Genomic DNA, 12,845 nt, shown 5'->3' on the forward strand with positions numbered 1-12,845 from the left:
GCATGTCTACTAGCTTCCCTATAGCTCGTTGGCTTGGTCGCAGCGCACTATTCCTCGCCAGGGTGGCAGCGATTGTTCTATCTTTGGCGCTTTTGACGATCCCACTTTTCCGGCCATGGTTGTCAGTGGCTTTGCTAATTTTCATGGTTGGCTACTTGTATTCTCGAATGCGTATGGAAACCACAAAGGCGCGTCGATTCGGTGATCTAGCCTACTTTTTTGTTGTAGTGTTATTAATGTTTGTTGTTCAGGTTGTGGTTTACCTGCCCGCGCTTCGAGCGCCGGTGTTGTAGGCGATGAGCGTTTTGTCGGATTACGCCCCTCTCGGGGCTAATCCGACCTACTGGAGATATCGAGGCTCTTCGGGAAACGTTGTGCTATTGTTTGAGTAGGTCGGATTAGGCGAAGCCGTAATCCGACGATTACTCCAGAATCTCCGCTAGGTATTTCCCAGTATGCGACCGCTTGCGTTTGGTGATGGTTTCCGGCCTTCCTTGAGCCACGACCTTGCCGCCGCCCGAGCCCCCCTCCGGCCCCATATCAATCACCCAATCCGCCTCGGCAATCACATCCAGGTTGTGTTCGATCACCAACACCGAGTTACCTGCATCCACCAACCGGTGCAATACGCGCAGCAGCTTGTCCACGTCTGCCATGTGCAGGCCCACGGTGGGTTCGTCCAGAACGTAGAGGTTGTGGGCTGACCGTCGGCCTTTGTTGTCTTCCGGGGTCATGTTGGCTTTGGCGAGTTCTGCGACCAGTTTGATGCGTTGGGCTTCGCCGCCGCTGAGGGTGGGGCTTTGTTGGCCCAGGGTGAGGTAGCCCAGGCCGACGTCTTGCAGCAGGCGCAGGGCGTGGTGGACTTTGGTGATGGGGGCGAGGAAGTCGACGGCTTCGTCGATGTTCATGGCCAGGACTTCGCCGATGTGTTTGTCTTTGTAGGTGACGCTCAGGGTTTCGTCGTTGAAGCGCCAGCCGTGGCAGACGTCGCAGGGTACGCGCACGTCCGGGAGGAAGTTCATTTCGATTTTCTGTTCGCCCTGCCCGCCGCAGGCGCCGCAACGTCCGTCGCCGGCGTTGAACGAGAAACGCGCGGGGGTGTAGCCGCGCAGCCGGGCGTCCACGGTGCCGGCGTAGAGTTTGCGGATGGTGTCCCAGATGCCGATGTAGGTGGCCGGGCAGGAGCGCGGGGTTTTGCCGATGGGGGTCTGGTCCACTTCCAGAATGCGGTCGATGCCTTCCCAACCGGTGATCTGCTCGGCGCCCTGCCATTTGTGTTTGCCTTTGCGCTTTTGGGCGATGGCCTGTTTCAGGTTGGGGTAGAGCACGCCGCGGATCAGGGTGCTTTTGCCGCTGCCACTGACGCCGCTGATGGCCACCAGTTGGTGCAGGGGTACGCTCACGTCGATGGTGCGCAGGTTGTTCTGGTGGGCGCCTTCGATGTGCAGGCTTTCTTTGTCCCATAGCGCACGCATGTCGGTGTTGCGCAGGTCGGGCATGGGGTGGCGCAGGGGTTCGGAGAGCATCTGTCCGGTGAGGGAGCGCTTGTTGCCCATGACCTGTTTCAGGCTGCCGAAGGCCACGACTTCGCCGCCGTTGACGCCGGCGCGCGGGCCCATGTCGATCAGGTGGTCGGCTTCGCGGATGGTGTCTTCGTCGTGTTCGACCACCACCACGGTGTTGCCCTGTTGTTGCAGCTCGCGCAGGGTTTCAATCAGTCGGCGGTTGTCCCGGGTGTGCAAGCCGATGGTGGGTTCGTCGAGCACGTAGCAGACGCCTTGCAGGCTGGAACCCAGTTGCGCGGCCAGGCGAATGCGTTGCGCTTCGCCACCGCTTAAGGTGGGCGCAGCGCGGTCCAGGCTTAAATAGTTGAGCCCGACTTTTTGCAGGAACTGCAGGCGGCTGTGCATTTCTGCCAGCAGGTCCCGGGCGATGGCCTGCTCTTTGGTGTTGAGCTTGAGGGTGCCCACCCACTTTTCGGCGTCGTCTACCGGCAGGGCCGCCAGTTGGGCGATGGAACGGTCGCGAAAACGGACCGCCAGAGCGGTAGGATTGAGCCGTTGGCCGTCGCAGCTGGGGCAGACCTTTTCGGTGTTGTCGTCGTCTTCGGGCAACCAGGTTTTTTCTTCACCGGTTTGTTCTTCGTCAAAGCCTTTGATTTTGTTGCCGGTGCCGAAGCAGCTACCGCACCAGCCGTGTTTGGAGTTGTAGGAGAACAGGCGCGGGTCCAGCTCGTCAAAGCCGGTGCCGCAACTGGGGCAGGCGCGCTGGGTGGAGAAGAGCCGCTCCTGGCTGGCGTTGGCTTTGCCGGTGCGTTTGTCTACTGGGGCCACTATCACCAGACCGTTGCCCAGGCTCAGTGCCTGTTCCAGCCCTTCGCTCAGCGAGCGCTCGTTGTCGGGCGAGACTTTTACATTCAACAACGGCAGCTCGATATCGTGTTCTTTGTAGCGATCCAGCTTGGGCCAGTCGTCGGTGGGCTGGTAGTCGCCGTCGACCCGCAGGTGCGGATAGCCGCGCCCGGCGGCCCATTCGGCCAGTTCCCGGTAAATACCTTTGCGCGCCACTACCATCGGGGCGAGCAGAGTGACTTCGCGTCCGCGATAGTCTTTGTGCAGGCGTGCCAGAATGGCCGCGGGGGTTTGTGGCTCAATGGGCACGTCGCAGCTGGGACAGTGCTGGGTGCCCAGCTTGACGTAGAGCAGGCGCAGGTAGTGGTAGATCTCGGTCAGGGTCGCCAGGGTACTTTTGCGCCCGCCCCGGCTGGTGCGCTGCTCGATGGCCACGGCCGGAGGGATGCCGTAGATGGCGTCCACGTCCGGCCGGGCTGAGGGTTGTACAAACTGCCGGGCGTAGGCGTTGAGAGATTCCAGGTAGCGGCGCTGGCCTTCACCAAAAATCAGATCGAAAGCCAGCGTGCTTTTGCCGCTGCCGCTGACGCCGGAGATGACCGTGAGTTTGTCGCGCGGAATGGTGACGTCGATATTTTTCAGATTGTGCTCGCGGGCATGGTGAACACTGATCACGTTATCGCTTTTGCGTTTGGGTTTTGCCGCGTAGCTGGCGGCCGCTTCGGCCACGGCGCCACCTTGGGTCAGGGCCTGGTCGTAATCGCGCAGGGCCTGAGCGGTGTAGCCTTTTTTCTGGACCATGATCTGCGCCGGCGTGCCTTCGGCCAATAACTCGCCGCCGTTATCCCCCCCTTCCGGACCGATATCGATCAGCCAGTCGGCGCCGCGCATGACGTCCAGGTTGTGCTCGATCACCAGCAGCGAATGCCCGGCCGCCTGCAGTTGGCGGAAGGCGCCCATCAGGGTGGCGATATCGGCAAAGTGCAGACCGGTGGTGGGCTCGTCGAACAGGAACAGAATGTGTTCTTCTTTGCCTTTGGTTTTGCTGGCGGTCTGTGCCAGATGGCCGGCCAGTTTCAGGCGTTGGGCTTCGCCGCCGCTCAATGTGGGTACGGCCTGGCCCAGTTGTACATAGTCCAGGCCCACGTCGGCCAGGGGTTGCAGGCTGCGTTGTACCTCGGGTTGTTCCCGGAAAAATTCCAGGGCTTCGGCCACGGTCATGGCCAGGGCGTCGGCGATGGACGGGGCCTTGTGGCCGTCGTCGGCGTCCTGCAGCAGCTTCACTTCCAGGATTTCATTGCGAAAGCGTTTGCCGTCGCAGTCCGGGCAGCGCAGGTACACGTCGCTCAAAAACTGCATTTCCACATGCTCAAAGCCGTTGCCCTGGCAGGTGGGGCAGCGGCCGTTGCCGGAGTTGAAGCTGAAGGTGCCCGGGGTGTAGCCCCGCTCTTTGGCCAGCGGTGTGGCCACAAAGAGTTTGCGGATGGCGTCGAAGGCGCCCACGTAGGTGGCCGGGGTGGAGCGGGTGGTTTTGCCGATGGGGCTTTGGTCGACCATGACGGCGCGGTCGATGTGTTCGAGGCCTTCAATGCTGTGGTGTTCCCCCGGCGCCTCGGTCTGTTGGCCGTGGTGTTTGAGGATGGCGGGGTAGAGGATTTGGCGCATGAGGGTGGATTTGCCGGAGCCGCTGACGCCGGTGAGGCACACCAGTTGGCCCAGGGGGATGCGCACATCCAGGTTTTTCAGGTTGTGCTCGCGGGCGCCCTTGATGGTGATGGCCTGCTGGCTCGTTGGTGCTTCGGATTGGGACGCCGGGTTCGGGTATTGCTGTCCGGGACTCGCCGTGGATACGTCCGTGTAGGCTCGAGCGCAGCTTCCTTGCTGCGCACGGTCCCGGACAGCAATACCCGAACCCGGCTCGTGGTTAGCGGCCACTTGCTCAGATCCGTTCAGGTAGCGCGCGGTCAGGTTGGTTTTGCGTTTGAGCAGGGCTTTGGGTGTGCCGAAGAATTCGATGTTGCCGCCGTTGCGGCCCGGGCCGGGGCCGATGTCGAGGATGCGGTCGGCGGCGAGGATGACCTGGGGGTCGTGTTCCACGACCAGCAGGGAGTTGCCGGCGTCGCGGAGGCGGTGGAGGACTTTGATCAGTCGGTCGATGTCGCGCGGGTGGAGGCCGGTGCTGGGTTCGTCGAGGACGAACAGGGTGTTGACCAGGGAGGTGCCCAGGGCGGTGGTGAGGTTGATGCGTTGGACTTCGCCGCCGCTGAGGGTGCGGGATTGGCGGTCGAGGGTCAGGTAGTCGAGGCCGACTTCGCACAGGTAGCCGAGGCGCGAGCGGATTTCTTCGAGCAGCAGTTGGGTGGGTTCGTCGGTTTGGGCGCTGTTGAGGTGTTCGAAGAAGTCGGCGCAGCGGGTCAGGGGCAGTTGCATGACGTCGGCGATGTTCAGGCCGGGTAGCTGGTCGAAGGTTTGCTTTGGTAGCTGCGAGCCTACGGGCACGAAGCGGGCGCGCTCGCCGAGTGCGGTCTTGGCGGCCTCCAGGCTGCCGGTGCGCCACCACATCGAGGAAAATTTCAGGCGCGCGCCGCCGCAGTCCCCGCAGGGGGTGTAGGCGCGGTATTTTGAGAGCAGCACGCGGATGTGCATTTTGTAGGACTTGCTTTCGAGCCAGTCGAAGAATTCGCGGATGCCGTACCAGACGCCTTTGTCCCAGTCGCCCTCCCCGTCGATGACCCAGCGCTGCTGTTCTTCGGTGAGTTCGGCCCAGGGTTTGGTGATGGGAATGCCGCGTTTTTTGGCGTAGCGCAGCAGGTCGTGTTGCACTTCTTTATAGGATGGCGTCTGAATCGGCTTGATGGCGCCGTCTTTCAGGCTCAGGCGCTCGTCCGGGATCACCAGGCCGTAGTCGACGCCGATGATGCGGCCAAAGCCTTTACAGCTTTCGCAGGCGCCCAGGGGCGAGTTGAAGGAAAACTGACTGGGGTTGGGGGCCGGGTAGTCGATGTCGCAGTGGGCGCAGTGGTGGTGGCTGGAAAAGCGCGCCGGGTGCCCGGCTTCCCGTTCGTCGTTGAGCGGGTAGACCCGTGCATGGCCCTTGCCGTAATGCAGGGCGGCTTCCACCGCTTCGGTCAGGCGACCACGATTGTCTTCGGTGAGCTTGAGCCGGTCCTGCACCACTTCCACCCGGCTGCCGTCGCGGCTATGCATGCGGGCGTAGCCCTGCTGGTTGAGCAGTTGCAGCACTTCGTCGTCGCTGAGTTTTTCCGGCACATTGATGGGCAGGCACACCATCAGCCGCTGCCCGGCGGGCCAGTCGGCATAAAGCGCCGCCACCACGCCCTGGGCGGTATCGCTGGTCACCTCACGGCCGCAGCCGTGGCAGTAGAGCCGCGCCAGGCGGGCAAAGAGCAACTTCAGGTAGTCGTTCAGCTCGGTCATGGTGCCGACCGTGGAGCGGGAGGTGCGCACCGTGTTGCTCTGTTCGATGGCGATCGCCGGAGGAATACCGTCGATGCTGTCCACCGCGGGTTTGTCCATGCGGTCCAGAAACTGCCGGGCGTAGGCCGAGAAGGTCTCCACATAGCGGCGTTGACCCTCGGCGTAGATCGTATCAAAAGCCAGGGTGGACTTACCCGAGCCGCTCACCCCGGTGACCACAACCATCTCCCCCAGGGGGATATCCAGGTCCAGGTTCTTCAGGTTGTTCTGGCGCGCGCCGCGGATGCGGAGGGTTTCATGGGGCATGGGGATGTGCGTCCGGCAGGGTGGATTCAAGATATTCAATATACGACAGTTGAACACTTACGGCCAACCGTGTCCCGTGGACGTGTGAAGCGTCCAAACCCCCTCCCCCTCCGTATCTTCTACCCCATTTCTTACGCACTGACTGACTATGCCCAGCACCTCTCCGGCGCGCACGGATATTACTGTCGTTTGGTTCAAGCGTGACCTGCGTCTGCGCGATCATGAGCCGTTGGCTTGGGCCAGTCGTCAGCCGACGCCCTGCCTGTTGCTCTATGTGGTCGAGCCAAGCTTGGTGGCCGATGGCCATTACAGCTTGCGCCACTGGCGCTTTATCTGGGAGTCCTTGGCGGCGATGAACAAGGCGTTGGCGCCTACCGGGGTGCGGGTTCAGGTGGTTGAGGGCGAAGTGCCGGAAGTGCTGAGCCGGCTGCAATCGGCGTATCGGATTCGCTCGCTGGTCAGTCATCAGGAGGTGGGGCTGGGCATCACCTTCGCGCGGGACCAAGCCGTGGCGCGCTGGTGTCGAGATCAGGCCGTTGATTGGCGCGAGTTTCCCACCGACGGTATTGTGCGTGGCGCGGTGAACCGCACCGGCTGGGAGCGCCAATGGCTTGCCACGATGGCTGCGCCGCTGGCGGAGCCGGATTGGGCAGCCCTGCGCCCGGTGTTGCTGGACGATGCCTGGCATTACGCGCCGCCTCCGGATTGGCAGCGACCGGATCCGCTGATGCAACCCGGGGGCGAAAGTGCCGCCCGGCGTACGTTGGAGTCCTTCCTGACTGAGCGCGGCCTCGCCTACCGCAAAAGCATTTCCAGCCCCTCCGCCAGTCGACGCGGGTGCTCGCGCCTGTCGCCTTATCTGGCCTGGGGCAATATCAGCGCGCGGACCGTTTACCAGCGCACGCGCGTCCAGCAGGAACAGCCCCACTGGCGTTCGCCCCTACAGGCTTTTGCCGATCGTGTGCGTTGGCGCAGTCACTTTATGCAGAAGTTCGAGAGCGAGTGTGTTCAGGAGCATCGGCCGGTGAATCGGGCCTATGACGACTTTCCCTACCGCACCGACGCCCGGGTGGCCGAGGATCTGCAGCGCTGGCAGACCGGACACACCGGCTTCCCGCTGGTGGATGCCTGTATGCGTTGCCTGAATGCCACCGGCTATATCAACTTTCGTATGCGCGCGTTGCTGGTGAGTTTTTTGTGTCATTTACTCTGGATCGATTGGCGAGTGGGCGCCAACCACCTGGCTCAGGTGTTTCTGGATTTTGAACCGGGCATTCACTACCCCCAACTGCAAATGCAGGCGGGTGTGATCGGCACCCACACCATTCGGCTTTATAACCCCACCAAACAGGCTCAGGAGCGCGACCCCGACGGCGACTTTATCCGTCAGTGGGTGCCCGAGCTGGCCGCCCTGCCCGTTCCCCTGATTCATGACCCTTCGCTCCTGACCCCGATGGAAGAGCAGTTGTACGCCTTCCGCCTGGACCATGACTACCCGGCGCCGATGGTCGACCTGACCGCCGCCAGCCGCCATGCCCGGGAAGTACTCTGGGGTTGGCGCTCGCGTCCCGAGGTGCAGCGCGAGGCGCGCCGGATCCTCCAGCGCCACGTTCGCCCCCCGGCGGCCGCCGAACGGGCCTAGTCCTGGTAACCCCGCCAATAAAACATCCCCGCCCGTTTTCCCAATACCCGAATCGATTCTTGCTCATCCGCCGGCCGCTGCGCCAGGCCGTAGCAGGCATGCAGGGGCAGCAGGTGCTCTTCGCGCGGGTGGCAGTAGCGGGCTTCGGGGGCGTCGCTCCAGTTTACCAAGCGCTGCGCTCTTTCGGCTTCGCTCAAGGCAGGGTTGCTCAGAGTCTCGGTCAACCAATCCTCAAAGGCTTTATTGCGCGCATCACTCTGCGCCGTGGCCGGCTCAAAAAAGGCGCGCATATTGTGGAAGGAAAAGCCCGAGCCGATCACCAGCAGATTCTCCCACTCCAGGGATTGCAGGGCCTGCCCCAGGGCGATATGGGCCGCCGGATCCAGGGACTTGAGCAGCGACAGTTGGATGCAGGGGATATCCGCTGCCGGAAACATCAGCTTGAGGGGGACAAACAGCCCGTGATCAAAACCGCGCTCAGAGTCTTGCACGGCCTCCAGTCCCGCTTGACCCAGCGCCTGATGCACCTGGGCGGCCAGCGCGGGCGCACCGGGGCTGGGGTACTGGATCTCGTAGGATTCGGGCGGAAAGCCGTAATAGTCGTAGATCAGCGACGGTTGCGCGCCACTGGTCACGGTTGGCGCCTGTTCCTCCCAGTGGGCACTGACCACAACAATGGCCGAGGGCCGGGGCAGGCGCTCCCCCAGTCCGCGCAACTGCGTCACCAGTTCGCTGTGATCCGGGTCCCCCAGCAGCGGCAGCGGACCACCGCCGTGGGAGATATAGAGAATGTTGGGTGTCGCAGTCACGATGCTACCTCCGGTTTATCCGTTAAATGCGCTCGGCGATCACGCGATCCAGTGACAGGCGCCCTGCTCCCAGCAGTGTCAGGGCGGCGGTGGCGGCGAGCAGGCTGAGCGCAAACTCATAACCATTATTGGCGATAAACAGCCCGTGGCCAATGTGCACGCTGAAAATTGCCACCACCATGGTAAAGGCCGACACCAGCGCCGCCGGGCGGGTGAGCAGGCCAAACACCAGCGCCAGACCGCCAAAGAACTCGGCGCTGCCCGCCAGCAGAGCCATCAGGAGGCCCGGTTGCAAGCCGATGCTCGCCATCCATTGCCCGGTGCCTTCCAGGCCATGGCCGCCAAACCAGCCAAAGAGTTTTTGCGCGCCGTGGGCGGCGAGAATAATGCCCACCGGTATCCGCAGCAGCAGGGCGCCAAAACCGGCGTCGGATTGCAGAACTTTCTTGATCAGTGTGTGTGACATGGGAGGCCTCCAAATAAGTGATGGTTGTGTTTACTTGACAGGGCCAGATTACTATCAATAATTTAGGAGAATAAGGTGCTCTCTGTTGCATTATTAGCAACGGCATGTTGATAATCCGGTGTTGTTGAATACCTGGGGCTTACCATGGACCGTTTTACCGCGATGCGCGCCTTTGTCACCGTGGTGGCCGAAGGCTCCTTTACCCGCGCCTCCGAGCGCTTGGGAATTTCCACCCAATTGGTCAGCAAATATGTGGGGCAGCTCGAAGGGCATCTGGGTGTGCGCCTGCTTAACCGCACCACCCGCCAGCTGCATCTGACCGAAGCGGGCACCGCTTATCACCTTCGGGCGCGCCAGCTGTTGGAGGAACTGGAGGCTGTGGAAGGCCAGTTGAGCAACTGGCAGCATCAGGCCCGTGGGCGCCTGCGCATCAGTGCGCCGGTGTCTTTCGCGGCTTTGCATCTGGGGCCGCTACTGGCGGATTTTCAGCAGACTTATCCGGGCATTGAGATCGACTTGCAGCTCAACGACCGCAAAGTGGATATCGTTGACGAGGGCTTCGATATCGCTTTGCGCATCGGTCGCCTGCAAAGCTCGTCGTTGGTGGCCAAGCGCATCGCACCGGTGCGCATGGTACTCTGCGCCTCCCCCGCCTATCTGGCGGCCCGGGGAACCCCGGACAGCCTCGCCGCGCTCAAGGCACACCGCTTTCTGCGCTACAGTTATATGGACGAGAGCGAGCCGCTACTCAAATGGTTGGCGTCGGAGACCGACGAGCAAGCGGGACTGGTGACCAACAACGGCGATGTCCTCACCCGCCTGGCCGAGGCCGACGCAGGCCTGGTTTTGCAGCCCACCTTTATTGTCGGCCCGGCGATCGAGGCCGGGCGACTCCGGGTGCTCTTGCCCGAGCACGAGCCTGAACCCCTGGCCCTTTACGCCGTCTACGCCCACCGGCGCATGCTCGCCACCAAAGTGCGTGCCTTCGTCGACTTTATCGCGGGGTACTTCGGCGACCCGCCATACTGGGACGCGTTCCGCGGATAGGGATCCTGAATCGCCACCGCCGGGCGAGGACGGTATAGTGTTGAGTGAGCGCCAAGGCGAAATGATTGAAGCGGCGCACAAAAATTTTTGGAGAGCCCGTGACCTCAACTTCTGACCCCGAGCTGCCTGCGCCGTCATTGCTTCCCGGCTTGGACCGCCCTTTGGCCATCGTCGATATCGAAACCACCGGCGGCAGTGTCACCCGGGACCGGATCACCGAGATCGGCATTGTCGAGGTGGATGCCGAGGGTGTGCGCGAGTGGAGTACCCTGATCAATCCCCAGATCCCCATTCCCTATACGATTCAGCGCTTTACCGGTATTACCGACGCCATGGTGGCGGACGCGCCCCGCTTTGAACAGGTGGCGAAAGAGATTTTCCTGCGCCTGGAAGGCAAGGTGTTTGTCGCCCACAACGTCCGCTTCGATTACGGTTTCCTGCGCAATGCCTTTGGCAATCTGGGCTTCGCGCTCAATCAGGAACTCTTGTGTACGGTCAAACTTTCGCGTGCGCTCTACCCGGAAGAGGCCCGCCACAGTCTTGAAAAAATCATCCAGCGTTTCGGCATTCCGGTGGACAGCCGTCACCGGGCGCTGGCCGATGCCCGCGCCACCTGGACCTTTATCTGTCGCGCGCGGAATGACAAACCGGCGGAAGACTTTGCGCGAGCGATTCAGAACCAGACCCGTCGCCCCAGCCTGCCTCCCGGTCTGGACATTGCCGTGCTCGACGCGCTGCCCAGTGCCCCCGGGGTGTATCATTTTTACGGTGAAGGCAGGAGTCTGCTGTACGTGGGTAAGAGCGTGGATGTACGCAAGCGGGTGCTCTCCCATTTCACCGCCGATCACGCCACCGCACGGGAGATGAACCTGTGCCAACAGGTGCGCGACGTGCGCGTGACCCAGACCACCGGTGAGTTGAGCGCGCTATTGTTGGAAGCGCGGGAGATCAAAGCCCGGCAGCCGCTGTTCAACCGCCGTCTGCGTCGGGTGAGTCAGTTGCACACCCTGCAACTGCGCGAAGATGAACAGGGTGTACTGCGTCCGGAAGTCTGTACGGTCAATCAGGCCGATCGCAGTCAGCGCCTGTACGGACTTTTCCCCGCGCCCCAAAAGGCGCGCGAAACTCTGGCGGCCATCGGCCGCGAGCGCGGTCTGTGCGATCACGTGATGGTCAGCCCCGCAAAACCGGGTTCCGCCTGTATGGGACGGCAGCTCAAACGCTGCAGGGGTTTGTGTACCGGCGACTGGTCGGTGTTGCAGCACAACACCGCATTGATGGACGCGCTCGGTAAGGTGGCACTCAAGGCCTGGCCCTACGCCGGGCCGGTGGCGCTGATCGAGCACGCTGACAACAGCGATCGCTACTCGGCTTTTATCATCGACAACTGGTGTCTGGTGGCGAGCGAAGAAGGCGTGGGTGAACCGCAGCTCGCCGACTTGAAATTGCTCGACAGCCAGCCGGCCCTGCTGGACAAGGACATCTATCGTTATCTGGTCAAGGCCCTGCTCAAACCTGCGCCGGGTTTGCGGGTCGTTCCCCTGGGGACCGAGTCGTGATTCTCGAGCAGGTAACGCTCCAGCGTCTGCGCGCGCAGGACCGGGACGCCCTTTTTGCGCTGGTGGACGGCAACCGGACATTTCTGCGCGAATGGCTACCCTGGGTGGATAGCACGACCTCCGTTGATGAGACGGCGAAGTTTTTGTCCGCGATTGAAGAAGAGTACAGCGCTGGCCGATCCGTGCACTTCGGCATCACCCATCGCGAACAGCTTTTGGGTGTATGCGGTTTTCATCGCATTGATGCGTGCACACGGGTGGGCGAAGTGGGTTACTGGCTGGCTCAGTCAAATACCGGTCAGGGCGTGATGACTCATGCCTTGAACCTGCTTGCCTATCGGGGCTTTACCCGCCATCGACTGCATCGGATCGAAGTCTCCTGCGCCGTGGACAACCACAAAAGCCGTGCGGTGCCTGAGCGTCTCGGCTTCCGCCTCGACAAACATCTGCACCAACGGGAAGATCTGCACGGGCGCCCTATCGATCACGTACTCTATGTGTTGCTCGCCGACGAGTACCCGTACGACCAATAATCACACCTGGGTATCGGCTTTTTCATCGGCAATGGTGCGAAAGGCATCGACCAGTGTGTCCGTGTCTTGCGCGCCTGAAATCAGATACTTCTCGTTGACAATAAAACCGGGCACCGCCGTGACGCCGGCGCGTTGATAGGTCTGCTCTTCATCGACCACCGCCTGGGCAAACTCATCGCTGCCGAGTATCCGTTCGGCCTCATCCGCATCCAGTCCCGCCGCTTTCGCACAACCGATCAGCACGCCGGCTTTCGACACATCTTCTGCGCGTCCAAAGTAGGCATCGAAAAGCGCTTTTTTCATGGCGGTCGCCTTGTCCCGGGTCGCGGCCCACTTCACCAGTCGATGGGCATCAAAGGTATTGCAGGTGTAGCGCTCCTGCATCCTGCTGAAGTCGATCCCGAGGTCTTTGGCAATCGCCATCATATCCGCTTGCGCCGATTGCATCTCGGTTTCCGGTCGACCGTACTTGCGCGCGAGTGCGGGCAGAATCGGCTCGGGCTCGGCGTTATCGTCCGGATTCAATTCGAAGGCGCGCCACTGTTCAGTGAATGCGATTTCATTGGCCAGCGTCTTTTTGGCCTGCTCGAGTCGGGCATAACCGATCGCACACCAAGGGCAGGCAATATCGGAAACGATGTCGATATGGAGGTGTTTCATGATGAACTCCTGATCAGTCAGGGTGTAAGTATAG

Annotated in this window: 8 protein-coding genes; 4 read left to right on the forward strand and 4 right to left on the reverse strand. The window is 61.8% G+C overall.

What is annotated here, in order from left to right; translation table 11 throughout:
- Positions 1-422 precede the first annotated feature (422 nt).
- Positions 423-6,095, reverse strand: a complete 5,673-nt coding sequence (gene uvrA, locus DKW72_RS16710) for an excinuclease ABC subunit UvrA (protein ID WP_111642268.1) — start codon at positions 6,093-6,095, stop codon at positions 423-425.
- A 148-nt stretch (positions 6,096-6,243) separates the two neighbouring features.
- On the opposite strand from uvrA, the gene DKW72_RS10310 reads away from it, so the two are divergent.
- Positions 6,244-7,737, forward strand: a complete 1,494-nt coding sequence (locus DKW72_RS10310) for an FAD-binding domain-containing protein (RefSeq protein WP_111642269.1) — start codon at positions 6,244-6,246, stop codon at positions 7,735-7,737.
- On the opposite strand, the gene DKW72_RS10315 is transcribed toward DKW72_RS10310, so the two are convergent.
- Entirely contained in the window at positions 7,734-8,546 is an 813-nt protein-coding gene (locus DKW72_RS10315) for a DODA-type extradiol aromatic ring-opening family dioxygenase (protein WP_111642270.1), read from the reverse strand. The two genes, DKW72_RS10310 and DKW72_RS10315, sit on opposite strands and share 4 nt — an antisense overlap.
- Positions 8,547-8,568: 22 nt before the next feature.
- Complete coding sequence (locus DKW72_RS10320; protein WP_111642271.1) at positions 8,569-9,012, reverse strand: DoxX family protein; 444 nt, start codon at positions 9,010-9,012, stop codon at positions 8,569-8,571.
- Between the two features lie 144 nt (positions 9,013-9,156).
- Here DKW72_RS10320 and DKW72_RS10325 point away from each other — a divergent pair, with 144 nt between their 5' ends.
- From DKW72_RS10325 to DKW72_RS10335, 3 genes are all read left to right on the forward strand, one after another.
- Complete coding sequence (locus tag DKW72_RS10325; RefSeq protein ID WP_111642272.1) at positions 9,157-10,059, forward strand: LysR family transcriptional regulator; 903 nt, start codon at positions 9,157-9,159, stop codon at positions 10,057-10,059.
- Positions 10,060-10,157: 98 nt separating this feature from the next.
- A complete protein-coding gene (locus DKW72_RS10330; RefSeq protein WP_157960457.1) occupies positions 10,158-11,618 on the forward strand; it encodes an exonuclease domain-containing protein in 1,461 nt (486 codons plus the stop codon).
- Complete coding sequence (locus DKW72_RS10335; RefSeq protein WP_157960458.1) at positions 11,615-12,151, forward strand: GNAT family N-acetyltransferase; 537 nt, start codon at positions 11,615-11,617, stop codon at positions 12,149-12,151. Before DKW72_RS10330 ends, DKW72_RS10335 begins: the two co-directional genes overlap by 4 nt.
- Here DKW72_RS10335 and DKW72_RS10340 read toward each other — a convergent pair whose 3' ends face one another.
- Positions 12,152-12,811, reverse strand: a complete 660-nt coding sequence (locus DKW72_RS10340; RefSeq protein ID WP_111642275.1) for a DsbA family oxidoreductase — start codon at positions 12,809-12,811, stop codon at positions 12,152-12,154. It lies immediately after the preceding gene.
- Between the last annotated feature and the right edge of the window lie 34 nt (positions 12,812-12,845).

The sequence above is a fragment of the Marinimicrobium alkaliphilum genome, from assembly GCF_003259155.1.
Classification (GTDB): domain Bacteria; phylum Pseudomonadota; class Gammaproteobacteria; order Pseudomonadales; family Cellvibrionaceae; genus Marinimicrobium_A; species Marinimicrobium_A alkaliphilum.

Excerpts from the sequence above, each read along its gene's own strand:
- DKW72_RS10340 (WP_111642275.1), bottom strand. The coding sequence starts at position 12,811 with ATGAAACACCTCCATATCGACATCGTTTCCGATATTGCCTGCCCTTGG.
- uvrA (WP_111642268.1), bottom strand. The coding sequence starts at position 6,095 with ATGCCCCATGAAACCCTCCGCATCCGCGGCGCGCGCCAGAACAACCTG.
- DKW72_RS10310 (WP_111642269.1), top strand. The coding sequence starts at position 6,244 with ATGCCCAGCACCTCTCCGGCGCGCACGGATATTACTGTCGTTTGGTTC.
- DKW72_RS10325 (WP_111642272.1), top strand. The coding sequence starts at position 9,157 with ATGGACCGTTTTACCGCGATGCGCGCCTTTGTCACCGTGGTGGCCGAA.
- DKW72_RS10320 (WP_111642271.1), bottom strand. The coding sequence starts at position 9,012 with ATGTCACACACACTGATCAAGAAAGTTCTGCAATCCGACGCCGGTTTT.